The 25,396-nt window shown below is 50.2% G+C and carries 25 protein-coding genes, 1 tRNA gene and 1 pseudogene; 19 read left to right on the top strand and 8 right to left on the bottom strand.

Going from position 1 to position 25,396, the window contains the following annotated elements; translation table 11 throughout:
• Positions 1–83: 83 nt before the first annotated feature.
• Positions 84–806, bottom strand: coding sequence for a UDP-2,3-diacylglucosamine diphosphatase (gene lpxH / locus ACMYSN_RS08815; protein WP_462497733.1), 723 nt, complete (start codon positions 804–806; stop codon positions 84–86).
• A 3-nt stretch (positions 807–809) separates the two neighbouring features.
• A complete protein-coding gene (gene ppiB, locus ACMYSN_RS08810; RefSeq protein WP_123755773.1) occupies positions 810–1,304 on the bottom strand; it encodes a peptidylprolyl isomerase B in 495 nt (164 codons plus the stop codon).
• 173 nt (positions 1,305–1,477) lie between these two features.
• Between ppiB and cysS the strand changes: the two genes are divergently transcribed.
• Positions 1,478–2,863 (top strand): cysteine--tRNA ligase, encoded by a 1,386-nt coding sequence (gene cysS, locus ACMYSN_RS08805; protein WP_462497732.1) that lies wholly within the window; start codon positions 1,478–1,480, stop codon positions 2,861–2,863.
• A gap of 46 nt (positions 2,864–2,909) precedes the next feature.
• On the opposite strand, the gene ybcJ is transcribed toward cysS, so the two are convergent.
• Positions 2,910–3,122 carry an Hsp15 family protein gene (ybcJ, locus tag ACMYSN_RS08800; protein ID WP_462497731.1) on the bottom strand — a complete coding sequence of 71 codons (213 nt, stop codon included), beginning with the start codon at positions 3,120–3,122 and terminating at the stop codon, positions 2,910–2,912.
• A gap of 1 nt (position 3,123) precedes the next feature.
• The gene (folD, locus tag ACMYSN_RS08795; protein ID WP_123755776.1) at positions 3,124–3,990 is read right to left on the bottom strand and encodes a bifunctional methylenetetrahydrofolate dehydrogenase/methenyltetrahydrofolate cyclohydrolase FolD; all 867 of its coding nucleotides are present in this window, start codon (positions 3,988–3,990) and stop codon (positions 3,124–3,126) included.
• Positions 3,991–4,345: 355 nt separating this feature from the next.
• Here folD and ACMYSN_RS08790 point away from each other — a divergent pair.
• The 11 genes and pseudogenes from ACMYSN_RS08790 to ACMYSN_RS08740 form a co-directional block, all read left to right on the top strand.
• A tRNA-Arg gene (locus ACMYSN_RS08790) sits at positions 4,346–4,422 on the top strand.
• A gap of 756 nt (positions 4,423–5,178) precedes the next feature.
• On the top strand, positions 5,179–6,183 hold the full coding sequence (locus ACMYSN_RS08785) for a fimbrial protein (RefSeq protein ID WP_462497730.1): 1,005 nt from the start codon (positions 5,179–5,181) through the stop codon (positions 6,181–6,183).
• A gap of 760 nt (positions 6,184–6,943) precedes the next feature.
• The gene (locus ACMYSN_RS08780; protein ID WP_462497729.1) at positions 6,944–7,504 is read left to right on the top strand and encodes a LuxR C-terminal-related transcriptional regulator; all 561 of its coding nucleotides are present in this window, start codon (positions 6,944–6,946) and stop codon (positions 7,502–7,504) included.
• Between the two features lie 255 nt (positions 7,505–7,759).
• Positions 7,760–8,317, top strand: coding sequence for a fimbrial protein (locus ACMYSN_RS08775; RefSeq protein WP_462497728.1), 558 nt, complete (start codon positions 7,760–7,762; stop codon positions 8,315–8,317).
• 98 nt (positions 8,318–8,415) lie between these two features.
• On the top strand, positions 8,416–9,117 hold the full coding sequence (locus tag ACMYSN_RS08770) for a fimbrial biogenesis chaperone (RefSeq protein ID WP_462497727.1): 702 nt from the start codon (positions 8,416–8,418) through the stop codon (positions 9,115–9,117).
• 47 nt (positions 9,118–9,164) lie between these two features.
• Positions 9,165–11,693: a fimbria/pilus outer membrane usher protein gene (locus ACMYSN_RS08765; protein WP_462497726.1), complete on the top strand. Its 2,529-nt coding sequence runs from the start codon at positions 9,165–9,167 to the stop codon at positions 11,691–11,693.
• A gap of 6 nt (positions 11,694–11,699) precedes the next feature.
• Positions 11,700–13,052 (top strand): fimbrial protein, encoded by a 1,353-nt coding sequence (locus ACMYSN_RS08760; RefSeq protein ID WP_462497725.1) that lies wholly within the window; start codon positions 11,700–11,702, stop codon positions 13,050–13,052.
• A 113-nt stretch (positions 13,053–13,165) separates the two neighbouring features.
• Positions 13,166–13,771, top strand: a complete 606-nt coding sequence (locus tag ACMYSN_RS08755) for a fimbrial biogenesis chaperone (protein ID WP_462497724.1) — start codon at positions 13,166–13,168, stop codon at positions 13,769–13,771.
• 770 nt (positions 13,772–14,541) lie between these two features.
• Positions 14,542–15,297: a winged helix-turn-helix domain-containing protein gene (locus tag ACMYSN_RS08750; protein ID WP_462497723.1), complete on the top strand. Its 756-nt coding sequence runs from the start codon at positions 14,542–14,544 to the stop codon at positions 15,295–15,297.
• The gene (locus tag ACMYSN_RS08745) at positions 15,294–15,731 is read left to right on the top strand and encodes a hypothetical protein (RefSeq protein WP_462497722.1); all 438 of its coding nucleotides are present in this window, start codon (positions 15,294–15,296) and stop codon (positions 15,729–15,731) included. The genes ACMYSN_RS08750 and ACMYSN_RS08745 overlap by 4 nt, the downstream gene beginning before the upstream one ends.
• A 30-nt stretch (positions 15,732–15,761) precedes the next feature.
• Positions 15,762–15,935, top strand: a pseudogene (locus ACMYSN_RS08740) (IS3 family transposase); the annotation flags it as partial.
• 48 nt (positions 15,936–15,983) lie between these two features.
• On the opposite strand, the gene ACMYSN_RS08735 reads toward ACMYSN_RS08740, so the two are convergent.
• Together ACMYSN_RS08735 and ACMYSN_RS08730 are read right to left on the bottom strand one after the other, a co-directional pair.
• Positions 15,984–17,063: a GlxA family transcriptional regulator gene (locus ACMYSN_RS08735; protein WP_462497721.1), complete on the bottom strand. Its 1,080-nt coding sequence runs from the start codon at positions 17,061–17,063 to the stop codon at positions 15,984–15,986.
• Positions 17,053–17,988 (bottom strand): DMT family transporter, encoded by a 936-nt coding sequence (locus tag ACMYSN_RS08730; RefSeq protein WP_462497720.1) that lies wholly within the window; start codon positions 17,986–17,988, stop codon positions 17,053–17,055. Before ACMYSN_RS08730 ends, ACMYSN_RS08735 begins: the two co-directional genes overlap by 11 nt.
• 359 nt (positions 17,989–18,347) lie before the next feature.
• Between ACMYSN_RS08730 and ACMYSN_RS08725 the strand changes: the two genes are divergently transcribed.
• Entirely contained in the window at positions 18,348–18,773 is a 426-nt protein-coding gene (locus tag ACMYSN_RS08725) for a hypothetical protein (RefSeq protein WP_462497719.1), read from the top strand.
• Positions 18,774–19,100: 327 nt separating this feature from the next.
• Here the strand turns inward: ACMYSN_RS08725 and ACMYSN_RS08720 are convergent, their stop codons facing one another.
• Positions 19,101–19,451, bottom strand: a complete 351-nt coding sequence (locus tag ACMYSN_RS08720; protein ID WP_462497718.1) for a DUF1304 domain-containing protein — start codon at positions 19,449–19,451, stop codon at positions 19,101–19,103.
• Positions 19,452–19,621: 170 nt separating this feature from the next.
• On the opposite strand from ACMYSN_RS08720, the gene ACMYSN_RS08715 reads away from it, so the two are divergent.
• The 3 genes from ACMYSN_RS08715 to ACMYSN_RS08705 all read left to right on the top strand — a co-directional run bounded on the left by ACMYSN_RS08715 (position 19,622) and on the right by ACMYSN_RS08705 (position 21,665).
• Positions 19,622–20,908, top strand: coding sequence for a type II citrate synthase (locus tag ACMYSN_RS08715; protein ID WP_462497717.1), 1,287 nt, complete (start codon positions 19,622–19,624; stop codon positions 20,906–20,908).
• 151 nt (positions 20,909–21,059) lie between these two features.
• Entirely contained in the window at positions 21,060–21,272 is a 213-nt protein-coding gene (locus tag ACMYSN_RS08710; protein WP_123755780.1) for a hypothetical protein, read from the top strand.
• Between the two features lie 228 nt (positions 21,273–21,500).
• The gene (locus ACMYSN_RS08705) at positions 21,501–21,665 is read left to right on the top strand and encodes a YnfU family zinc-binding protein (protein ID WP_462497716.1); all 165 of its coding nucleotides are present in this window, start codon (positions 21,501–21,503) and stop codon (positions 21,663–21,665) included.
• A 48-nt stretch (positions 21,666–21,713) separates the two neighbouring features.
• On the opposite strand, the gene ACMYSN_RS08700 is transcribed toward ACMYSN_RS08705, so the two are convergent.
• On the bottom strand, positions 21,714–22,583 hold the full coding sequence (locus ACMYSN_RS08700) for a GNAT family N-acetyltransferase (protein ID WP_462497715.1): 870 nt from the start codon (positions 22,581–22,583) through the stop codon (positions 21,714–21,716).
• A 397-nt stretch (positions 22,584–22,980) separates the two neighbouring features.
• On the opposite strand from ACMYSN_RS08700, the gene ACMYSN_RS08695 reads away from it, so the two are divergent.
• The 3 genes from ACMYSN_RS08695 to ACMYSN_RS08685 are packed head-to-tail and all read left to right on the top strand — an operon-like array spanning position 22,981 to position 25,392.
• Positions 22,981–23,784 carry an alpha/beta hydrolase gene (locus ACMYSN_RS08695; RefSeq protein WP_462497714.1) on the top strand — a complete coding sequence of 268 codons (804 nt, stop codon included), beginning with the start codon at positions 22,981–22,983 and terminating at the stop codon, positions 23,782–23,784.
• Positions 23,772–24,143 (top strand): RidA family protein, encoded by a 372-nt coding sequence (locus tag ACMYSN_RS08690; RefSeq protein WP_462497713.1) that lies wholly within the window; start codon positions 23,772–23,774, stop codon positions 24,141–24,143. The genes ACMYSN_RS08695 and ACMYSN_RS08690 overlap by 13 nt, the downstream gene beginning before the upstream one ends.
• 55 nt (positions 24,144–24,198) lie before the next feature.
• Complete coding sequence (locus ACMYSN_RS08685) at positions 24,199–25,392, top strand: amino acid aminotransferase (protein WP_462497712.1); 1,194 nt, start codon at positions 24,199–24,201, stop codon at positions 25,390–25,392.
• The last annotated feature ends 4 nt before the right edge of the window (positions 25,393–25,396 follow it).

Genomic DNA, 25,396 nt, shown 5'->3' with positions numbered 1-25,396 from the left:
TTTAGAGGCCACAGAGAATAACATGATCTTTCGGTAAGGAAAACGGTTGCGTCACCTGAGAAGTGGTGAAAATGCGGCGGGAATTAAAACGGGAACGGGATCAGTTCGACGTCGTCTTTGGTGACTTTGACCATCGAGCCTTCGCTGTGCCAGGCGCCGAGGACAACGCGAAACGCCGGCTGGCCGTTGGCATCTAACGTATGGATCGCCGGGCGGTGAGTATGCCCGTGAATCAACCACTGTACCCGATGGCGCTGCAGGGTATCGACCACGGCCTGCGGGTTAACGTCCATTATCTCCAGCGATTTGCTGCTGTTGGCGGCTTTGCTGTCGGCGCGCATTCTGGCAGCGATACGGCGGCGGATAAACAGCGGCAGGGCCAGAAACAGGCGCTGGATCCACGGCGTATGCACTTTGGCACGAAACTCCAGGTAGCCGGCATCGTCAGTGCACAAGGTGTCGCCATGCATAATCAGGACCTGACGACCGTAGAGGTCAAGCACCTCTTCTTCATCCAGCAGCGTCATGCCGCAGGCGCGAGCGAAGCGCTGGCCGACGAGAAAATCGCGATTGCCGTGAATAAAGTAGCAGGGCACCCCGGACTGGGTTAAAGCATTGATCGCTTCAGCGATCTCCTGATGCAGCGGGTTGGGGTCGTCATCGCCGATCCAGGCTTCAAACAGATCGCCAAGAATATACAGCGCATCCGCCTTGCGGGCTTCACCGGCTAAAAAGCGTAGAAAACCGGCGGTGATCGCCGGTTCTTCTGTTTGCAGATGCAAATCCGCAATAAAAAGTGTCGCCACGAATTACTCGCTAACGGTGACGCTTTTGATCACAACATCTTCTTTCGGCACATCCTGATGCATGCCGCTGCGACCGGTCGCAACCGCTTTGATTTTGTCGACTACGTCCATGCCTTCAACTACTTCGGCAAATACGCAGTAGCCCCAACCCTGCAGGTTTTCACCAGAGAAGTTCAGGAAGTCGTTATCAGCCACGTTGATAAAGAACTGTGCGGTAGCGGAGTGCGGCGCCTGAGTACGGGCCATTGCCAGAGTACCACGGGTGTTTTTCAGACCGTTGTTAGCTTCGTTCTGGATCGGGGACTTGGTGTTTTTCTGCTCCATGCCCGGCTCAAAGCCGCCGCCCTGAATCATGAAACCGTTGATAACACGGTGGAAAATGGTGTTGTTGTAGAAACCTTCGCGGCAGTAGTCCAGGAAGTTTTTAACTGTTTCCGGCGCTTTGTCGTCAAAGGTCTTGATTACGATATCGCCATGATTAGTGTGGAAAGTAACCATTTTTGCATCCTGTTCCGGTGATTGTGGTGCTTAAGCCCGTAATTGGGCATGACATAGGGGGCTGTTATAGCATAACCGCAGGGTTCGATCACCTTGCATTGTGTGCTGCTTCAGGGTTGAATTAAGGTTAGAATACGCGACTTATATCCACACACGTCTACACGGAATCTTCGATGTTAAAAATTTTTAATACACTGACGCGCCAAAAAGAAGAGTTTAAACCTATCCATGCCGGGGAAGTGGGCATGTACGTGTGTGGAATTACCGTTTACGATCTCTGTCATATTGGTCATGGCCGTACTTTCGTCTCTTTTGACGTCGTGGCGCGTTATTTGCGTTTTCTTGGCTATCAGCTGAAGTACGTGCGTAACATTACCGATATCGACGACAAAATCATTAAGCGCGCTAATGAGAATGGCGAAAGCTTTGTGGCGCTGGTCGATCGCATGATTGCTGAAATGCACAAGGATTTCGATGCGCTCAATATTCTGCGCCCGGATCTTGAACCGCGCGCCACTCATCATATTCCCGAGATCATTGAGATCACCGAGCAGTTGATTGCCCGTGATCATGCCTACGTGGCGGACAACGGCGACGTGATGTTCTCGGTCCCGACCGATCCGAACTACGGCCAGCTGTCACGCCAGGACCTCGACCAGCTGCAGGCCGGTGCCCGCGTTGATGTGGTTGATGTGAAGCGCAACCCGATGGACTTTGTCCTGTGGAAAATGTCGAAAGAGGGCGAGCCGAGCTGGCCTTCCCCGTGGGGCAACGGTCGTCCGGGCTGGCACATCGAATGTTCAGCGATGAACTGCAAGCAGCTGGGCAACCATTTTGATATCCACGGTGGCGGTTCGGATCTGATGTTCCCGCACCACGAGAACGAAATCGCCCAGTCGACCTGCGCGCATGACGGCGAGTACGTTAACTACTGGATGCACTCCGGGATGGTGATGGTTGACCGCGAGAAGATGTCGAAATCGCTGGGTAACTTCTTCACCGTGCGTGATGTGCTGAAGTATTACGACGCTGAGACCATTCGCTACTTCCTGATGTCCGGCCACTATCGTAGCCAACTGAACTACAGCGAAGAGAACCTCAAGCAGGCACGTTCGGCGCTGGAGCGTCTGTACACCGCGCTACGTGGAACCGACCCGTCGGTCGCAGCCAGCGGCGGCGAAGCCTTTGAAGCGCGCTTTATCGAGGCGATGGACGACGATTTCAACACCCCGGAAGCCTACTCAGTGCTGTTTGATATGGCGCGTGAAGTGAACCGTCTGAAGACGGAAGATACTGCGGCGGCGAATGCCCTGGCCGCACATATGCGCAAGCTCTCCGGCGTACTGGGCCTGCTGGAGCAGGAGCCGGATCTGTTCCTGCAAAGCGGCGCGCAGGCTGACGACGGTGAAGTGGCGGAAATCGAACGGCTGATCCAGCAGCGTCTGGATGCGCGTAAAGCGAAAGACTGGGCGGCGGCGGATGCGGCGCGTGACCGTCTGAACGAGATGGGGATCGTGCTGGAAGATGGCCCACAGGGTACTACCTGGCGCCGTAAGTAAGCGCTAAAAAAATGCCCGGCAAGCCGGGCATTTTTATTTTTCAGGCTCAGGCGGTTACGGTCACGCTCTGGCCTGCAAAACTCACCGTCTGGCCGGCGACGATTTTGCAGCGTTTACGGGTTTCTACCGCACCATCTACTTTCACCAGACCCTCGGCAATGGAAATTTTTGCCTGCGCGCCGCTTTCACTCCAGCCTTCCAGCTTCAGTAAATCGCACAGTTCAACGTGTGGGTGTTTGCCCAGAGAAAAGTTTGCCATCTCAGGCCTCCTGTATGTCGTGATATTCTTCGCACGCCTGCAGCGTGTTCTGGATGAGTGTTGCAACGGTCATCGGGCCGACGCCGCCAGGTACTGGCGTAATGTAAGAGGCGCGCTCTGCGGCGTCTTCGAAGACCACGTCCCCGACCACTTTGCCGCTTTCCAGACGGTTGATACCGACGTCAACAACGATAGCGCCTTCTTTGATCCACTCACCCGGAATAAAGCCTGGCTTACCAACGGCGACGATCAGCAGGTCGGCATTTTCGACGTGCTGGCGCAGGTTTTTGGTAAAACGGTGGGTGACGGTGGTGGTGCAGCCCGCCAGCAGCAGCTCCATGCTCATCGGACGGCCCACGATGTTTGACGCCCCGATAACCACGGCGTTCAGGCCGTAGGTGTCGATGTTGTAACGCTCAAGCAGGGTGACGATGCCACGTGGTGTGCACGGGCGCAGGCGCGGGGCGCGCTGGCACAGACGACCGACGTTGTAGGGGTGGAAACCGTCGACGTCTTTGTCCGGGGCAATGCGCTCCAGCACTTTGACGTTGTCGATGCCCGCAGGCAGCGGCAGCTGGACCAGAATACCGTCGATGGTGTTGTCGGCATTCAGGGTATCAATAAGCTCCAGTAATTCCGCCTCGCTGGTGGTTTCCGGGAGATCGTATGAGCGGGAGATAAAACCCACTTCTTCACACGCTTTGCGCTTGCTACCGACATAAATCTGCGATGCCGGGTTGCTGCCGACCAGCACGACGGCTAACCCTGGGGCACGTTTTCCGGCCGCAGTGCGAGCCTTCACTTTTTCCGCAACCTCAGAGCGTACCTGCTGCGCAATCGTTTTACCGTCAATAATTTTTGCTGCCATCAGAGAGAGGATTCCATCTGTATCGTAACGAAAGGGGGATGCGGATATTTTGTCAGAAGCCAGCCCCGCTGTCAGTCCTCGTTTAAGATTTTATCCCTCTTTGACAGAACAGAAGGCTAAAGACACTCTTTTTATCAGGGGTATTTGGCCGATAAATGGCTGTTTTGGCGGTTTATTGTCGAAAATGGTGAAGAAGTGCTGAAAATCGGCGTTGGCTGAACTTTGACCAAATTTTGCAGTATATCCAGGCAAGTTAGCGTTATCACGGCAGTATGATGGCAAAAGGCATTGACTCACCGAGCGTTGACCGTATAATTCCAGGCGGTTTCACTCCACGAAACCCCCGCATTTTAATGCGCCCTTAGCTCAGTTGGATAGAGCAACGGCCTTCTAAGCCGTAGGTCACAGGTTCGAGCCCTGTAGGGCGTACCATTAAAAAACAACCGCTTACACACTTCCTCCAGCTGATGATTTTTCCTTGTGGGACATATTTGGGACATCTTCATCAAAAATTGAGTCAATTTGCCGCGCATGCTCTGTTAGTAGACTTCAGAATCAACGTATGATCATGATACCCATCAGAACCTGTACCCGCAGAATTTGTTGGCGAGGGGCATGTAACACATAACCATTGATTTTTTATTATTATTTCCTGTCGCACTACTATATGAATTATTCTATAAAATCGTAAGAATGCTATTGTCATGATATGGTCAGGTCCTACAGATGAAGGCACGCTCTGACAAAAATATAAGGACACTCTGGTGTTATTTTTATTTGAATAAGGTGATAATAGATTTCTTGAAAAATAGCTCTATGTATTCTTGTTTTGGTTGTAAAGGCTATTAATGTGGTAATTATTTGTTGTGTGATTAATGTATTTGATGGTGGCTGCCTATAAGTGGACGTAACTCTATTTTACAGGGCTGGTGTGGGAATAGAGATTTTATTTTTTGTATTGCTATGTCATTAAAGCTACCAGTTTAACTGTATGCGCTAAAGTAGACTATCAACAATAATTTTTATATATAAAAATGCCTGCGGCGCAATCTTCTGAGCGCAATTTTACTAAGAGCTTAGAAAAGCGAGGGGTTAACATTATGTATCTGAACTACGCCTTTATGGGCGGAATAGATTTTGAAAATTCATAAGTATTAACTGCCTCGTCCAGTTAATAAGGAGTAAATAATGTACAAGCTATTAATATTGCTGTCGCTGTGGATGATTGCAGGCGGCGCAAAGGCATGGGAATGCACTACGGTGCAACCTTCAACCATAGTGTCACCGCAGAACGTAACAATTGGACGTGACCTTCCCGTCGGTTCGCTCATTGGTACCCAAATTGTCACCTCGCCGGTCACCGCATACAGCTGTGTTGATCATGAAGACGGTATAATTGCAAATCAAACTTTTGGCATCAAGGCATATGGCACTTTCGATTCCATGCTTAATGGTCGTAGGATTTATAAAACCAACGTGCCTGGGGTGGGTTATTCCATCAGTGGAATAACGTCACAGTGCGCGGGAGGGACAGGTTCCATTTCCGGCAGTAATACTATACGTGGTCAAGTGGATACACTAAAACTTTGTGAGAGTACTACGGGCATGGTCGCAAAACAGTTGGTGGGGAACATGCTAATTGCTTATTTTAAAATTTCCACCGTAACGGGTTCGGGCACAGTGGCTGCAGGTCCGGTTGGTGCTTTCGTTCAGCTCAATAACTTAGTTATTTTGACGGAGCCGGAAGCTGTCGTCAGCATTAATGCATTTAATATCACCACTGCGGCCTGCTCGTTGAATACCACTTACATTCCTGTCGATATGAAGGAAGTACCAAAAAATAAATTTAATGGCAAGCACTCAACCCCGGGAGAAAGCAGTACAAAAAGCTTTAACCTACCAATGAATTGTGATGCTGGTGTAAAAGTAAAAATAAAAATGGAGGGAGATATATTCGATGCAGATAAAGGTGTGGTGAACGTTGCAGGCGGCGCTGATGCGGCTACTGGAGTAGGTATCCAACTGTTGCGAAATGATCAGCCGATGCCATTAGGTTCAGATATCGATTTAGGTTCAATTTCTACCGATGGTGCATTTTCAGTTCCATTGAAAGCACGTTATTACCAGACCGGTGATCACGTAACTGCAGGGAAGGCTAACGGAATGATGTCGTTTACCTTAACTTATCCGTGAGTTGTTTGCTCGAGGTATGAAGCTTTAGGTTTCCCGATTTACATGCATTGAGCTGCCACAGATAATATAAAGCAGGTACAAGTTTTTGATAATGTTTAGGTTCATATTTCGATGATTGTATTATTTACAGGTTTAATGGGTTGATAAATGAACTTCCACGGGTTTAACAGATGCTTCAGAGTACATTTTGTATTGACTCTACAACCGTAGGTATTTTCTGTCTTCAAGATGAGGTCTGTTCAAAGGCCTCTGGATTGAAGTAACTGGCCTGCTATTAAGATCACGTCCGAGTCCGTCCCTTCAGTGATGACGGTGAGACTCCAGCATTCGGTGAATCATGTTGTTCACCTGGCGATCTCATCAGAAGATATCATCACTATATCGGAAGACGTCTAAAAGCGAATAATCCATTTTGACGGGATACTTATGTAATTCCCGAAGTCATATTTCAAACCACCTTCTAATTATCATTAGTCATGCTTACATAAGCAAAACAATGCACAAACATTTAATTAACATAAATCCGCGATTCACACCATAAACCTCATCCTCCCACCATTTGATCGGTACCTCAACGTACTGTTTATCAGGAACTTTTGTTTTCTTTTAATTCACTTTGATAAAAAAATATTTTTCACCAATAAAATTTACCATAACCTAGGATACATCTGCTGCGTACACTAACTAATTATCGCTAAAGCAGTCGTTTGTGATTTTTGTCATAGTTGCCATAGCAGTCAGTTAAAAAGGAAACGCAGCAATGGTTAATTATTATTTTATATCAGATGATATGTTTTATCTTTCTGGTTTACCTGACTTCATAGGGGGCGTAACCCCTGGAATGAATTTTATCTCAGCAAACAATGCTGATGAAATACGTTGTTTTAGTCCATCCATAAACGATGTTGTGGTGCTTATTGTCAGCTCTCACTCTCTGCGTCGCCAGCTAATGAGATTAATGAGAAAGACCCATAGCTGTGTATCCCGTATGGTTATCATTCTCGATTCCTGCATCAAGATTTCCCCGCGCGATAGTTTCCCGCTGCTTCTGGCCAAACGTATTAAACCGGACGAATTCATCACCGTAATCAGGAAAGCGTTACAAACCGAAATAAATCATGCCCCCCAGACGGACAGATGCCGGGAATTATTCGGGAAACTAAGCAGAGGAGTAGCACCAAATTGCATCGCGAAAGAATACAATATAGCCGAGAAAACTATTTATTCATTTAAGAAAAATATGTGTGAGAAATATGGACTGACAAAAAGCAACGCCTTAGCGACAATTCTTTGTCAGGATATTATTGAATTGACCAGTTAACAGTCGAGGATAATTCCACACATAAAAATGGATTTATAAAACATCACAAACCATCACTCAGCTCTACAATAAGAGTTTTTTATTATTTCTCGCTGATAAAGATATTTTATTAAAAATTACATTCGCTAAAAACAGGATGGAGGTTTTACAGGAAAATTACTGCTGGCATACCGTTAAACAATAACTTTGGACAATAAATCATTCCGCGTACTGAAAAGATATTCAGACATGGAATACAATAAAAGGGTAGTAACTATGTTTACATCAAAAAAAATTCTGGCCGCTCTGGTGGTTTCCTCTTTACCTTTCGCGGCATTCGCTACACCGACCGTCACGTTTGAAGGTGAAGTCACGGACCAGACCTGTATTGTCAGCATCAACGGCCAGACGAATTCTGTGGTCATGCTGCCAACCGTAGCAATGACGGAATTCGGCGCCACGCTGGCGACCGGGCAGTCTGCGGGCCAGACCCCTTTCACCGTCTCCGTTAGCGGCTGTAAGGTTGACGCGGATAACGCGCTGCCAATCAGCGTTAAATTCCTCGGCTACGATGTGGATACTTCAACCGGCGTACTGGGGAACCGCGCTACCGCGAACGCAGCCGTCGGTTTTGGTATCCAGCTCATGGACGCAGGAACCGGCGGAGCCCCGGTGATGCTGAATGGTCCGACATCTGTTCCTGGCCTGTCCGTGGCAGCCGGGGACACCTCTGCCAGCCATGACTTCGGCGCGCGTTATTATGTCACCGATGCCGCAGGTGCCGCGCCGGGTAAGATTACCGCAGTAGCTGAATACACGCTGTCTTATTTCTAATTGTTATTTCCTGCGTGATCTTCTTTCTGGCTGCCTCCAGCAGCCAGAATATTCCCGTGAATAGCGGGGAAGTACCGGACTGAGTCTGAGGTTTACCGATGCGCATATTTTTATTTTCTCTTTTCACTGCTTTATTTTTTATTAGCCAGCTAACGCAAGCAAGCGTCGTGCTGACCGGCACCCGGATAATCTATCCGGCACCTTTAAAAGAAAAGACCCTTCATTTTAGTAACCAGGGGCAGCACCCTTATCTTGTGCAGCTTAATGTTGAGGACAATACGCCAGATAATAAAAACAGCGATGCGTTTATTGCCCTTCCGAATATATTCCGCATCGAACCGGGTAAGGCACAGTCCGTGCGCTTGATTTATACCGGCAGCAACGCGTCGGATGATAAAGAGCAGATGTCCCTGCTAAGTTTCAGCCAACTCCCGGCGGTCAATACCGATAAAAGTGGCGCGAACCAGCTGATCCTCGCTGTTACCAGTAAAGTGAAAATATTCTATCGACCGCAGGCGCTGTCCGGCACACCGGCCGAGGTTGCCGCACGGCTCACGTTCAGCCAGCAGGGCAAACATCTTATGGTCAGTAACCCGACCGGCTATTATGCCGTGATCCGCTCGGCTTCATTATCACTCAACAGCAGGACGCTTCCCCTGGCTGATTCGGTGATGCTCTCCCCGGGAGCCAGCGCAAAATGGCCGCTTCCGGCCTCTATCGCCCGCATCCAGGGCCACGCATTAATCCTGTCTCTGGTCAATGACTACGGGGTGGATATCAGGACAGAGCGTCCGTTATAAGCCCGAAAAATAACAAAAAATACGTGGTTCACGTCAGGACTCTGGTCATGAAAAAGCTGGTAGCGTTCATTCTTACAATCACCACCACCCCTGTTGCGTGGGCAACGGACAGCGCCGCCGCGTCTGCCCCACCGGCCGCCGCGGGTGAATACGGTTTTGACCCGGCGCTCTTTCGTGGCAGCCGCTTCAGTCAGTCCGCTATCGCGCGGTTGTCCCGGGCTGGCGCCATTCTCCCCGGTCGCTATCAGGCGGATGTCTACCTGAACGGCCACTCCGTTGAGCGCCACGATATTCTTTTCAAGGAGACCCCGGAAGGCGGCGTTCAGCCCTGCCTGTCCGCGGCCCTGGTGCTGGCCACAAAAATAAAGGTCAGTGAAACGCAGCAGGCTGCGCTGAAACAAACGGAAGGATGCCTGCTGTTCACATCGCTCGTCAGCGGCGGCAGCAGCGAAATGGACGTAGCCCGGCTGCGTCTTGAGCTGTCGGTCCCGCAGGACCAGCTCCTGACGCTCCCCCGAGGCTATGTGCCACCCGATGCGCTGGAGCCGGGCAACTCTTTGGGTTTCCTGAACTATATCGGTAACTATTATCATGTGTCCTATTCCGGAAATGATATCAGCGACCGGGATTCCATCTGGGCCTCTTTGAACGGCGGCGTTAATCTTGGAAAATGGCAGTTCCGCCAGTTGTCAAACTACCATCAGGATACCCATTCCGGCGGCGACTGGAACATCATCCGCAGCTATATCCAGCGCCCCCTTCCCGCGTTCGGTAGCCAGCTGCAGCTCGGGGAACTCATTACCAGCGGCCAGTTTTTCTCCGGGCTCCCTTTTAATGGCATCAGCCTTGCCACCGACGACCGGATGAAACCAGACTCCCTGCGCGGCTATGCGCCGGTGGTCCGCGGTATCGCCACCACCAACGCCAGAGTCTCCGTCAGCCAAAACGGTCGGGAAATATATCAGACAACCGTCTCCCCCGGCGCATTTGAAATCAGCGATCTGTACCCGACCAGCTACAGCGGCGATCTTGATGTAACAGTCACGGAAGCGAACGGGGAAGTGACCCGCTTCAGCGTGCCCTTTGCCGCCGTTCCGGAATCCATGCGCGCCGGAAGCTACCGGTATAATTTTGCCGTGGGGAAAACCCGCGACAGCGGAGAAGACTCCCCGTTTGCCGATCTGGTCTGGCAGCAGGGAATGAGTAATTCCATTACTGCCAACGCCGGGATACGCCTGGCGGACGGCTATCAGGCCGCGATGTTGGGTGGCGTGTATGGCGGGTTTCCCGGCGCACTAGGGATTGATTTGACCTGGTCACAGGCAAGCCTTCCGGATGGTGATAATACCCAGGGCTGGATGACGCATCTGTCGTGGAGTAAAACCTTTCAGATGACCGGCACTACCCTTTCTCTGGCGGCATACCGCTACTCGACTGCAGGCTATCGGGATCTCAGCGATGTGCTCGGCGTCCGCGATGCCGCCAGCCACGGATATACCTGGCAGTCCGGCAGCTATCAGCAACAGTCGCGTTTTGATCTCTCGCTCAACCAGAGCATGGAACAATACGGAAGCCTTTATCTGTCCGGCTCTTCACAGGATTACCGCAACGGCCGCAGCCGGGACACCCAACTGCAGCTCGGCTACAGCAACAGTTTCAGCGCGGGGATCAGCATGAATCTCTCCCTCGCACGGCAAAACCTCGGGGGCTATCGTGATGCGGCTGGCACCATGCAGACGATGACCTCGCTGTCGTTCTCCATCCCGCTGGGCAGTCAGAGCCCTCGCAGCCCCGTGCTGATGTCATCCCTGACCCACTCTTCCGGCGAAGGCAGCCAGTACCAGAGCTCGGTGTCCGGTATGGTGGATGAAAAACAGACCGCCAGCTACAGCCTGAACGCCAGCTATGATCAGAAGAGCCATCAGACGGTCATCGGTGGAAACCTGCAAAAACGCATGTCGGTCACCACCCTGGGACTGAATGCCTCAAAAGGGGATGCTTACTGGCAGGCCTCCGCCAATATTCAGGGAGGACTGGCCGTCCATTCGGGCGGGATCACCGCCGGTCCATACCTGAGCGATACCTTCGCGCTGATCGAAGCTAAGGGAGCCGAAGGCGCCGGACTGTTCAGCTCACAGCAAATCACCATCAACAGCCAGGGCTATGCTCTGCTACCGTCCATGACGCCGTATCGCTTTAACCGCATCACGCTGGATCCCGCCGGTATGACTGAAGACACCGAGCTTATCGACAGCGAACACAGCGTGGCGCCGGTAGCCGGTGCGGGCGTGAAGGTGACGTTCCGCACCCGTGCCGGGAAAGCGCTGCTGATAAAATCCACGTTGCAGAACGGGCAGCCGCTGCCGGCAGGGGCCGACGTGCGTGAGGAAAATGGCGGAATTGTCGGCATGGTCGGGCAGGGCGGGCAGATTTATGTCCGCAGCGAACACAGCAGCGGGAGGTTCATCGTGCAATGGGGAGAAGGCCCGGATGACCGCTGTCTGCTGCCCTTTGATATTTCCCATCTTCCCGCTGACCAGCATTTAATCCGGCTGACCTCAGCCTGCATGAGATAAAGAAACATGACGCGTCTTAAATTATATCTTTCACTGTTTTTCAGAGCAGGTCTTATCCTGACCTTATCTGGATTATCACTGTCCGTTTTTGCCAGTTGCACAAGGACAGGAGTCTCACAGACTGAAGATGGTTATACCGCTCTTATTCCATTTGGTAAAATTAACCTGACGGATGCCTATTTTTTACCTCCGGGTTCGCATATCGCTACCGTCGTGGTTCCGCCGACAAACTATACAACCGGTGGTGCAACCGGAAGTTCTGTGTTGTGGGAGTGCGATGCCACGGACTTACCCGGTATTTATTTCCTGGTGGCGACCAACGGAGACGACAGAGTTGGCGGTTATTATGATATCGGCGGGCCTGACGGATTAACCGACGTCTATGCCACCTATTTTGCTTATGTTGGTCTGAAGCAGGCGATGGCTGGCGTGACATTAACCCGCTACTGGCAGAAAGTTCCTGTGACCAGCTATGCAACCACTGAGAACGGTAAAGTACAGATCCGCCTCCAGGATATTCCCCCTCTGGAGGCATCACTTTACCGGATTAGTTCATTACCAGGGACCACTGGTAATTCTTATTATTGTGGCAATAACAACATTGATGGAGGAGGCCTTGTTTATCCTAGTACGACAGGGAGTCTTTACAGCTGTATTCAACCTAATTCCTATATTCAGCTATCCGGCGAGGATTCCGTGAGCTTCGCTTTCGGGCGTGATAAACCAGGCGAAGACAGTGCAACACGCTTTCTGTTCTGGGGGTCTGATAACGGCTTCGGATATGGAATGCGTACAGCAAACCGGCTCTATGGTAACCCAACCTGCGTCGCCCGCCATGCCACCCCGGTGGTGATGCTTCCTACCGCCTCCATTGCGGAACTGGACGCTGGAAGGGGCAGCAGCGCCAGCTTTACCGTCAGGGTGGAGTGCAGCGATTTAGCTACCTCCGGCACGGCCGATACCCAGACAGCACTGGGATTCCAGGTATCGGAAGGCGCCTACAGCGCCGCACAGTCCCTGGGGCTGGTCAATGCGAACGGTGGTGTCACCGCCCTGCTGTCGGATAACTATTCTGCGCCGGATATGGCCAAAGGGGTGGGGATATTCCTGTCCTACAGCGATGATCCAGGCACCCCAATGACCCTGATAGGCCAGCCCGGAATGGTGTCGCTCACTCCCGCCGGGAACGCCGCGGGATGGTATCCGGTGATGAAGGGCGCCTCATCCGAAGGAACCTCCGTCAATGGCTACACTTATTACACCTATTCTTTTATCGCCACGCTGAAGAAACTGGACGGACAGTCAGCCACGCCGGGTAAAGTCCATGCCACCGCCTACGTGCTGGTGAAAATGCAATGAGGCTCTTTTTTATCACCCTGCTGACACTCTTAAGCGCTCTTCCCGCCGCCGCCGGGATTATGCCAGCCTCCACTCGGGTAATTTATGAGGCACCGCAGCGTGAAAAGACGCTGATGCTGGTCAACACCAACACATACCCGGTTATTGTCCAGAGCTGGGTAGATAAGGGCGACGGCGATCCTGAGACCGCAGGTGCCCCTTTTGTGGTGCTGCCCGCTGTTTTTCGTCTGCCGTCAGGAAGAACTCAGGGGATAAAAATTGTTTATAACAAAGATCCTCTCCCCGCCGATCGAGAAACGCTGTTCTGGCTAAATTTGTATGAAATTCCGCCGACCTCTCACCAGCAAAATGACCATACGAGGGTTACGCTGGCGATGAACACGCAGTTAAAGCTCTTCTTCCGGCCTGCGGGTATCACCACTTCGCTCAGCAAAGTGGCAGATAAGCTGGTTTTTCGGCTACGGGCAGAGTCAGACGGTACATATATCGAGTGTCAGAACCCCGGGCCGCTCCATGTGTCGTTGACATCAGCGACCCTGGTCGTGGGCGGCAGTCAGTTCGCAGTGGAAAAGCAACCCGATATGATGATTAGCCCGTTCAGTTCACGTCGCTATCGCCTCAGCGCCGGGCCACAGGGCAACACGACAGGCCAGATTAAATTTCGTTATCTTGATGACGCCGGTGGCGTGCAGGAAAAAACGGCCCTGATTAATCGTTGACGCGGGAGTAGGTGCAGGAAAATATCAATCAGGCCGTATCGCCACAGCTCAGTTATAACCATCGGACACAGTTTGGACATCAATTCACATGTAACGCAACGACATAATTCATCCGCCCATCACCAATCTCGCGAAATAGAAATTGCTATCAACAACTCTCATTTATTAAAAAACACTTTTGAATTTGCTCGTATCTCACTGTTTTATAGAGTGTTTTGATGTGCTTTTGTTGTTATTAATCGATTGTTTTGTCGAACTTTATTAAAATTAGTTGTAATTAATTCAAACATTTCATAAGTAACAAGTTGTATGAAATGACATAAGAACGAGTAGCAAACTTACAGAACATAAATTTCTATCTCAAGGTGTTGTGCAAAAAATCACCAATGTTATGCGATTTACCATTTTATTGAATTTTCATTCATAAAGTTATTGTGTTTTTAACTGCATTGTTATTAATCATGCGAGGTTGCATTTCATTTGTTAGTAAATGTTCATGAGATTTATAAAATTTTAATCAGTTGATCGTTACGATTTCTATCATTGATTTTTATAGATTGCGTGGCGTTGATTTCTGTTGATTATCTGTTGTACCTTTAAGGTGTATCCTGAATGCACTTTATTAACTGATTATTATCTATACAACATTAGAGTTGTAAGCTTTTTTAGTGCATTTTCATGATCGATAATAAATATATAAAGTCGAATACAGAAAATTATCTTTGCAGGTTATCTATATACCTCTGTAATTTTTAATGAAGATATTAATTATGAAAAAGTACACAATAGATAAAGAGATTGTTTTTTTTCCGGACCAGAAGACAATACACTCCCTCAAGAATGGTCGTTCTGCTACATTGCATGGACCTTCCTCAAGATGTTTTTTATTTTTAATAGAAAATCAAGAAAGAGTTGTTTCTACGAAAGAGTTAATCGAAATGGGATGGAGTGGTGAAGAATCGGCGAAAATAGTCTCCCAGGCAACATATTATCAGTGTTTTGTCAACTTAAGAAAAAGCCTTAAAGATATAGGTTATGGTAAAAATTTAATTGTAACGATTCGCCAATGTGGCATGAGAATTAATGCTTCCGTCGGTATTGTCATTTCAGATGACAGCCAGGAGCTGACGTTGTTGCCACAGGTTATTGCAGAAGAAAATATTAAAAGGCCTGAAACTCTCGATGTAACGACATTCAGTCCTTTCAGAGGTTGGTGGATCTACGCTTTTTCTTTATGCTTGATCATTTTTTTTATAGGTTTTTTTTATATGTCTTCTGACACAAATATAATGCCAGATGACTATCACACGATAGATGGGTATCCCGAGTGTTTCTTTTTCAACAAAGAAAATAGAAATAATGAAAAAGCGACCTCGTTTATGAAGGGAAAAGGATACGCATGCAATGGTAGTGGCTATTACTATATATCTTATCTCTCCGCGGCGCCGAGAATAAATATATTTTTTTGCCCAGTAAAATATAGTAAAGAGTGTGATTCTATAACATTTGTAGGAGTTCCGGAATGAGAAGGATTTCATTTTTTTTAATTATGTCGATGATGCTTTCGTGTACTGCAAAAGCCGAAGAAAATATTAACTGCCGTGCAAAGCACACTCTTTATCATAATGATTTTGTTGTAAGTGCCTTTTATCATTTTTTATTTGATAAATCTAACGGCACAATTATGTTTAACGGGAAAATAACAGATGGGAACACTCATTTTATTGTAAGTAGAAATATTCACTTTGATTACACTGCCGCAAATGGCCGATACAAAGCAGTGAGTCGAGAAATAAGCAAAATACCAGCAGACAATACACCTGATGACGTTCTGCAAAAACATTTTCCTTCTTTCTTTATCAACGAAGGGGCTGTTTTGATGTTCAATGTTCACCGGGTAAATAAAAAATCACATATAATCAGTTTTGTGAGCATCCCTATATTCTATTGCTATGAATAATAAAGTGATTTTCAATTTCTCTGGTGCTGTAAACCAGCTGGAGTGATGTTCCGCAGTGACCAGGGTAGCCACTATACCAGCAGGCAGTTCCGGCAGTTAATTTGGCGTTGCCGAATCAGGCAGAGTATGGGCCGATGTAGAAACTGTTGGGACAACAGCCCGATGGAACGCTTCTTCAGAAGTCTGAAAAACGAGTGGGTGCCAGTATTCCATATTTAAAATTTCATAACCAACGTCATGGTTATTTTAAAATCATCGGGAGCGCCAGTGACCTGGTGTACAACCATATTCCTTCTGAAAATTACGAATAAAATGAGCGCAGTCGCTGAAACCGGTTCTTAACGCGATTTCGGTGATACTTTCCGTCGAGTTTTTTAATAACCAGCTGCTGTATTTCAGGCGAGTGGCGCGAATAAATTCCTGCGGGGATTTACCAAATTCATCATGGAACAGGCGGGTAAGTTGCCGTGCGCTAAGATGCACCTGAGTGGCAAGCCATACTGTCGATATTTGTTTTAGCAGCGACTGTTCTATCAGGAAAACAGCGCTGCGCAAACGCGGATCGCTGACTTTGGTAAAACCAATCGCTCTGGCCACAGAAATAGCCGTATCATCAATTTTATTTGGAACGGACATCTGATGAATGGCTTTTGTTGCCCGGTCCGGGCCACAATGGCGGCGGATCAGTTCTGTCGCCAGACTGATCGTCGAGATGCCTCCCGAGCAGGTCAGCACCGCACCTTCGTCAATAAAGTCATGGCCCGTTTCAGCATAAACTGCAGGATGCCGTTTTCGAAAATCCTGAATATGGTATGGATGAATGGCTGCTTTTCGATAATCCAGTAATCCCTCTTCAGCAAGAATAAAGCTGCCCGTACAGATACCGATTACCGGCACGCTGGCGTTTGCGGCACGGTGGAGATAATCCCGGAAAGCCGGATGCCCCGTCCCCAAACTGCGCAACAGCCCACCTATTACTGCAATAAAGGTAAAATCCTCGGGTCGACGAAAGCCACCATCCGGTTGTATCGATGTACCTGAACTCGACAGGACCGGCTTTGTCGGTTCAGGACTCATGATGAACCAGGAGCAGCGGGTTTTCTGGCTGTTATCGCCAAAATCAGCAGCATGACGCAGCGAATCAATCAGTCCAGCCAGCGCCAGTAACGGAAATTCCGGCCAGAGCAGAATGCCAATACTGAGCTCAGGTCGGGCCGTGTTAACGCCGACAGGCAGACGATCAATGGCATCAATAAAGTCGTATGACTCTGTCTGATGATGAACCCCGAAGGAAGGAGCCTCAGGTTCGGGTTTCGCAGGCTTATGACTCACAATGGCTTTCCTTCTTATCGAAACTCGCCTTCCGTAAACGGGACGTGTTTTGTCCCAGACGGGTTAATAACAGGCCGGCCAGAATAAGAGCCGAACCGAAGATGAAATTCGGTTGCAGCTTTTCACCGAGAAATACCGCACCCGCAGCAATCCCCATTAAGGGGGTCATCAGGATGAGTGTACCCAGTGAGGAAACCTTATAGAAGCGTAATAAGGTGAACCAGGTCAGGTAGCTGATAACCGCAACGACAAGTGTCTGAAATAACAGACTGAGCAGCGATGTCTTGTTCAGAATAAAAAGCGTCTCGTCCCGGCAATACGCGACAAGTGCGAGTATCACGCTTGTCGTCGCCAACTGATAAAACAGCGTGCAGGAAGATGGCAGCGTTGACAGTGTAGAGAGGCGAATAACGATGCTGGATATACCCCATGCCAAACCTGCCGCCAGGGCACATACATCACCGATAATTGCAGCATCTGCGGAAAAGGTAAACTTCACGGCAACGGAAATGCCGGTAAAGGCAACCATTATCCCCAGCCACTGCAGGCGCGTCATCCTTTCTTCCCGGAGGAGGAAATGCAGCCCGACGGCAGTAAATAACGGTGCCGTGTAAAGGAAAAGGGTGATATGCCCGGTAGTCGTTCTGGATATGCTCAGTGCAACCAGTAAAAACTCCAGGGCAAACAGAAGTCCGACGCAAATCCCCGCAGCGGCTACACCTGGAGACATGAGTTTTTTAGAAATTCCGTTACGGCGGTTAAAAAGCAGGAAGATTATTAATGCAGACAGACCCGATCTGATTGAAAGCTGAAGCACCGGAGAGACATATTGCCCGGCTATCTTTATCGCGACCTGCTGAGTTCCCCATACAGCACAGACAAAAAACATAATGATATACACTGACATATCCAGATTTTTGCGCATAAGTTTTTTTCACAGAAGGGATTGCATCCCGTTGGGTTAATTAACAGGATTATTCTCTTATGTTCCGCAGAAAGTCAGATTGTACGTAAGAGACAAAGACTGTAACACCTGAGACGTACTCAAGTGCTATACCTCAGCAATGATTAATTTAAATATACAGTGTCTGCTGACCTGCCCCTCCATCCCTCAACAACCAACCTGATAACGACCATCGATGTTGCAGAAAAATCTTAATGAAACCCCCTCTGTGGCATGACGTACATCAACGTCTGCCTTATTCAGATCGCGGATATTCGCTCGCGGATTAACAGGCCATCAGAGCCGACGTCCACAACTGAAAACACGTTAATGAGGGTTGCATGAAAAAGTTAATCGTTATTGCATCAATGGTGTCGGCGCTGGCCGGCTGCTCAAGTGAAGCCTCCCGGATGGCAAATTGTGAGGCGAAGGGGGTCAGCCGGGATGCGTGCTATATCGCAGAACAGAATCGCCAGGCTGCCATCATGAGCGCGGCGGAAAAACAGGCCTTAGAAAATGCTCAGGCCATGTATCCACAGAAAGCGCAGGCAGCCAAAAAATCTGTCGCATTTACAAAGCACTATGACGGAATGACGATTAAGCGTGACGCGACGGGCATCCTGACGGTGGATGGCAAGCCTGCCGCGCCGGATGAGGTGAATGCAAAAGCGACGACCTATTCCCAGGGGCTGTACACCATCATTGCCTATACGACCGGAAAAGTGGCGGTGATGAAAGAGGGGCAGTTTTTAGGCTACGCAAAATAGGCTCACCTTCTGGTTATTAAACCGCCTGCGGGCGGTTTTTCTCTGGCTGTTCGCGGCAGTTATCATCCATAAATCGTACTGTTTACTCTCCTTGTGTTAGCTGTTGCCCACCTGACCGCTGTTTTCCGTAAAACGATAAGCTTAAATCTTGATTCTTGTGAGATATCTCAATGAATTACGGAAAAGTCGTGCTCATGATAAAAATAAGAATGGTCGTGCCAGGGAGGCAATATATGAACACACCCATTTCCGTTATTCTGTTCATCCTGCTTGCTCTCGCGGCATTGATTGAATTAGGCATTCTTTAGTACGCCGATTATGCACCAGCTAGCGAACGTACAGAGCAATCAGCGCTGCCACCGCAGGCAGCGCCTGCACATACAGTATTTTCCGACTGGCGGTCGCGGCACCGAAGATCCCGGCGACAATCACGCAGATCAGAAAGAAAACCTTAAACTCCAGACCCTGCTCTGCGCCCCACAATCCCCACAGCAATCCGGCGGCTAAAAAACCGTTGTACAGCCCCTGGTTGGCGGCCATCACCCGGGTATCGCGGGCAAAGTCGGCGCTGAGGTTAAAGGCCTTGCGGCCCGTTTTGCTCTGCCATAAAAACATCTCCAGAATCAGGATGTAGATATGAATGGCGGCGACGATAAAAATAAGCGTATCGGCTAACACGGCGATCCTTACTCAGTGATGATCATGTTGATTGGCTAAAACCCGCTTTTTATCACGCTTTTAACCGTTTATATCAAAGAATAGCCGCAGCACTCTGGCTATGTTGGAAATTCGGCCTGAAGAATGGCTTCAGGGTGCTCACGATATGCTGCAGAGGGGGAATTGAAAAGATGGGGACTACGCCAGTAACACTTTCTTTGGATGGGCAGCAGTCCATCCCCCTGAATACGGTGTCCGGAACGCTGGGTCAGATCGGTCTCGATGCCCGGGCGCTCGCATCGTCAGGAATGTGCAGCTTCGACCCCGGCTTTAGCAATACCGCCGGGTGTGAGTCGGCTATTTCCTATATTGATACCGAAAACAGCGTCCTGCTGCACCGGGGTTACCCGGTCGATCAGCTGGCCCGGCAGTGCGACTTCCTTGAGGTCGCCTGTATTATGCTGCAAGGGGAGGCGCCGGATGAGGCGATCTATCAAGCCTTCCGGGAGAAAATCACCCGTCATACGCTGGTCCACGAACAGATGTCGAAAATGTGCAGCGGATTTCGCCGCGATGCCCATCCGATGGCGCTGATGTGCGCCATGGTGGGGGCGCTGGCGGCGTTCTACCATGACGTGCTGGACGTCGAAAATCCGGACCATCGCGGGCTGGCTGCCACCCGCTTGCTGTCCAAAATGCCGACCATCGCGGCAATGAGCTATAAGTTTTCCATCGAACAGCCTGCGGTCTACCCGAGGAACGACCTGGCGTACGCCGGGAATTTCCTGCATATGCTGTTTGCGATCCCGGCGGAAAAATACGTTGTGAATCCGGTGATTGAGCAGGCGATGAACCAGATTCTGGTCCTCCATGCCGATCACGGGCAGTGTGCTTCCACCACCACGGTGCGGGCGGCGGGCTCCTCCGGGGCTAACCTGTTTGCCTGTGTGGCAGCCGGTCTGGCCTCCATGTGGGGGCCGATGCACGGTGGTGCCAACGAGGCGAGCATGCAGATGCTGGACGCTATCGAGAGCGTGGACCAGGTGCCGGCGTTCATGAGCAAAGCGAAACGGGACCCACAGGCCTTCCGTCGGCTGGGCTTTGGTAATTCACGCTACAAACATCTCGATCCGCGGGCCGCGATCCTGCGTGAAACCTGCCATCGGGTGCTGGCAGAGCTGGGAATGTCCGATCAGTTGCTGCAGGTGGCGATGGCCCTTGAAGAGGTGGCGCTGAACGATCCGTACTTTATTGAGAACGGCCTGTCGCCGAGCGTCGATTTCTACACCGCGGTGATCCTCAAAGCGATGGGGCTGCCTTCTTCGATGTTTGTAGTCATTACCGCCGTCGGGCGTACTCTGGGCTGGGTCGCGCACTGGAACGAAATGTACGAAGCGCCGCTGAATATCTACCGTCCGCGGCAGATTTACACCGGGGAAGCGCCCCGGGACTACGTCTCGCGCCGCGCGCAAAAGTAGCGTCGATACGCATTTGCCACTGGGCTGGCGCCGGTGAGGCAGGTCGTCACCGGCGCCAGGGCTGCAAGGGAAATATCGTGCATCGCGGTGATGAACGGCATCATAGCGCCTATAATTTATAGTGGTAGGTGGTCGGTCGGAGGTAAATCGCATGATTACGCACCCGGAAGTTCGGCGCTGGGCATCGGTGATGCTGATGTCGGCGCTGCGCGGAGAGATGTCCCAGGAGGAAATATTGACCCAGGTTCATCGGATTTGTGAGAACCATGGCTCAGCATGCCTTGAAGACGTTATCGATGAAATTTTAATTGAAGCAGGCCGGATTGGATCTGGACACAGTGACGGCACCTTGTATCGGCACTGATATAATGCATTGATATTGAAAATATAACGGTCGCCGTTGTGCGACTGGCGTATGGTATGACCCCGCAAAAACGCCTTTCGATCGGAGATGGTGCGCGTCTTATTTCCGCCATCCTCACCATCTCCTGATTTTTTCTCCCTGATTCGCTGCGCCATCGACAGTATGTGTTGTGTGTTTTTTAATCAGCTAGTGCTATGATAAACCACACTCAATCAGCGGGTAAGGTCTATGTCATTCTTTGATAACGCAGTGAAGCGTTTTCGTTCCTCTGCAGGGACGACGGTAAGATGTCCGGAATGCCGACATAAATCACGGCATCCGCTCAGCAAGGTTAAAAACGGTGCCGCCCTGATGTGCCCACGTTGTAAAGCATTATTCGTGGTCACGCCCTGACGGATTGACTCCCGGTCGTTCACGCCGCCCGGGCAGCATGAATGGCGCTCAGGCGTGCGCGAGGGTGGGGAACATCAGTTTACGGTCTTTGAAAATATTCTCTTTTGCTGAATAGATGAACAGAAAATCATCGATCTCTATCTTGTCATATTCACCCGCCCGGTCCTCCTTCGGGGTAAAACCTAAAATAACCTGCCGGGTCTGATCCGAGGCCAGCTCATTCACGATGGTGGACATCGAACTCGAACTGTCACAGAAAATATCAAAGCACAGCAGCGCATGTTCGCTCTGCATCGCTATCGCCACGGCTTTATTTTTTTCCGAGTAATAGATGCAGTGTTTCATAAACGCTGAACAATAAAACATCAACAACCCGAAGTTATTGTGTGCGGTGAGTTGAGAAAACGGATTGGATTTCTGGTAGTAAGATTTAAGAAGTTCAACATCGCCCACGTTATCCATATCGAGCTTGCGAAAATCCCCGGCGGTCGGCATAACCGGCAGGGTGTACTGGTATTCATCCGTGCGCTCAAACCCAAATCTTGGATAAAAATCAACGGTGGTGGAGTTGGCAAACAGAAAAATCCCGTCGACGCGATCCTGCCAGTCCGCCAGAATCTGTTTAATTAACTGGCTGGCTAATCCTTTTTCCCGATGGTCGATGGCGGTCATGACGGTGCCAATCTGAATATAGCGCTTGGGCTGGCCTTGCCACTGCAGGTCAATGATATTGGCGGAGGCATTGGCAATGACTTTATTATTATTATCGACGAAAGCATAAGGAATATAGGATTCAGTCCAGTAGCCTTGCTTGTACCATGACTTAAAAGAGAGCTCAAAGGTCTTGATGGCTAAGTTAATAAAACTGTTTCTTAAGACATCATCATGGACAAGTTGCTTAACTAATTTATATTTCATTGGTCTGCATCCCATTCTATATATTTTAAGACCCGACATTACTACGGCCAAATTAATATCAAAATAATGGCTCATTTAAGCTGTTGAGTATGGACGTTTCCCGGTGTTTGTACAATCGGGACACCCTCAGCGGTGTCTCAGGACGTTGACTCGGTCACAGTACGATGGCGTGAGGAGGTCAACAGCAAGACGTCGGTGGCGAAAAGTGAATGGTGACTTCTCATCAGCCCCTCTCAATGGCCTAATCACCCGGGAAAAGTTTCACTGGTAAAACTTATTCAGGCGAAAAATTAAATTCTATTAACCTTCACGCATTCTACTTTAACCACGCTTGACAATAAATTTTCTCATTGCTAATAGTTAAGCCACATCTTAAATAATAAACAAAGTTTAATATATGAAACTCAGCGTCGGAAGTTATGACAACAGCACCACCGTAGATAATGAAGCAGAAATACTGGCTGACTTTCAGCGGCGGAGTCAGTTGGCTTATCAACGTTGCGAAAATATCATGACTTTTTCTTATGGTGAAAAGGCTCGGGAGCGTATTGACTGGTTTATTTCCCCGGAAAAGAAAGCGGGAACCATTGTATTTATTCACGGCGGCTACTGGCAATCCTGTAATAAAGAAGATTTTGCCTTTATTACCGCCGGCCCGCTGGCGCTGGGTTTCGATGTGATGCTGGTGGAATATTCGTTAGCGCCGCAGGCCACGTTGACGACGATCCACTATCAGATTGGCGCGGCACTGGATGTCATTGTTCGCCAGCCGGGCGTAGCTGGACCGGTGTATCTCAGCGGTCACTCTGCCGGTGGGCATCTGGCGGCCTGCTGGCAGGCACATCCGGGCGTGGAGGCGGTGCTGGCGATCAGCGGAATTTTTGAACTCGAGCCGCTGCTGACCACCGCGGTGAATCACCAATTACAGCTGACGGCGCAGGAAGTGCGCGAGCTTAGCCCTCTGCGCCATGTGCCGGCACAGGCCGCGCCGTTGACGTTGTTTTACGGGAGTCGTGAGCGACCAGAGCTGATAGCACAGAGTGAATACTATGCCCAACAACTGTGCCAACAGGGGAGGTCGATCGGGAAAATGGTGATAGAGAATGCCAATCACTACTCCATCCTTGATACGCTGTTTGCCACTGATGGCGCACTTTTAAGCGTACTTTGCGAACAAAGGAAGCCTTTATGCGAGACGTAATTCAGACCGATCTGCCGGATATCGGCCAACCCTTTTCCTGGGCGACGCGCGGTGGCGGGATGCTTTTTACTGCACACGGCCCGGTCCGCACCGATGGCACCATCGAAACCGGCGCGGCGGAAAAACAGATCACATTGACCTTTGATAATCTCGCCCGCACGCTTCAGGCGGCCGGGAGTCATAGCGATAATGTATTACAGGTCATTATTTATCTTACCGATGTAAATGATGTGGCAATACTGGATGATATTTACCGGCATTATTTCAATGCACCTTATCCGAACCGTTCTACGGTTATTGTGGATAAATTAGTGGTGCCCGGCATGAAAATAGAGATCACCGTCAGCGCGACGGCCTGAAAACAACAATAAATATTCACCTGCTGGCCATAATTTATTATGGCTAAGGATAACTATGTTCTCAGAAATTAAACCATCGACTCCCGATCCTATTATGTCGCTGATGGAAGCGTATTTGCAGGACCGCCATCCGCGAAAAGTGAATTTAGGCATTGGCTTATATTACGACGAGCGCGGGGCGATTCCGCTGATGGGGGCCGTTCAGCAGGCAGAGCAGCGACTGCTTGCTTTGCAGCAGCCACACGGTTACCCGCCGATTGAAGGCAGTGCGCGTTTTGCCAGCCAGATCCAGACGTTGTTGTTGGGGCCAACCGCAGCGCAGCACGCGTTGGCGACGGTACAAACCGTAGGCGGTTCGGGGGCATTGAAGCTGGCGGCAGACCTGCTCGTGCATTTTTTACAGCGGAAAGAGATTTGGGTTTCCGACCCGACCTGGGCCAACCATCAGGCCATTTTTTCCGGCGCGGGGCTTCAGGTTAACCATTACCCCTATTTCGACAACCAGAGCGGTGAATTGCGCTTTGCCGAGATGATGGCGGTCTTGCAGACGCTGCCCGCCGGGACGGCGGTGCTGTTACATCCGTGCTGCCATAACCCGACCGGTACCGACCTGAGCCCAGGCCAGTGGCAGACCCTGCTGACTATGATGCAGACGCAGCGGCTGTTGCCATTCTTCGATATCGCCTATCAGGGTTTTGGCGCCGGGCTGGAGGAGGACTGCTATGCGCTGAGGCTGGCGCTGGAGAGCGATCTTGATTTTATCGTTGCCAACTCGTTTTCGAAAAACATTGCTCTGTACGGCCAGCGAGTCGGGGGACTGACGGTTCGCTGCGCCAGCGCCAGCGAAGCTGCAAATGTGCAGGGGGCGCTCAAAACCCTGATCCGCCGAAGCTACTCCTGCCCACCGACCCACGGTAGCCGCATTGTTGAAACGATATTAGCCGATACGCAACTGTGCCAGCAGTGGCAGGCGGAGCTCACCACCATGCGCGAGCGGATCCAGCAGATGCGCCAGCGTCTGTCCGCCGGGCTGGAGCAGGGGGTCTCTGCGCTGGACTACCGGCGCATCCGCGATCAGCGAGGCATGTTCAGCTATACCGGCCTCAACGAACGCCAGGTCAGCGAACTGCGCGAGCGCTATTCCATTTATCTGGTGGCCCCGGGGCGGATGTGTCTGCCCGGCCTTAATGGTGACAATATTGATTACGTCACCGCCGCGATCCTCGATGTCACCACCGCCCGTCGCTAAGGCA

The sequence above is a fragment of the Klebsiella sp. R445 genome (assembly GCF_051131755.1).
Lineage (GTDB): Bacteria > Pseudomonadota > Gammaproteobacteria > Enterobacterales > Enterobacteriaceae > Klebsiella > Klebsiella lignicola.
This window is presented reverse-complemented; position numbering and strand designations above follow the sequence as displayed.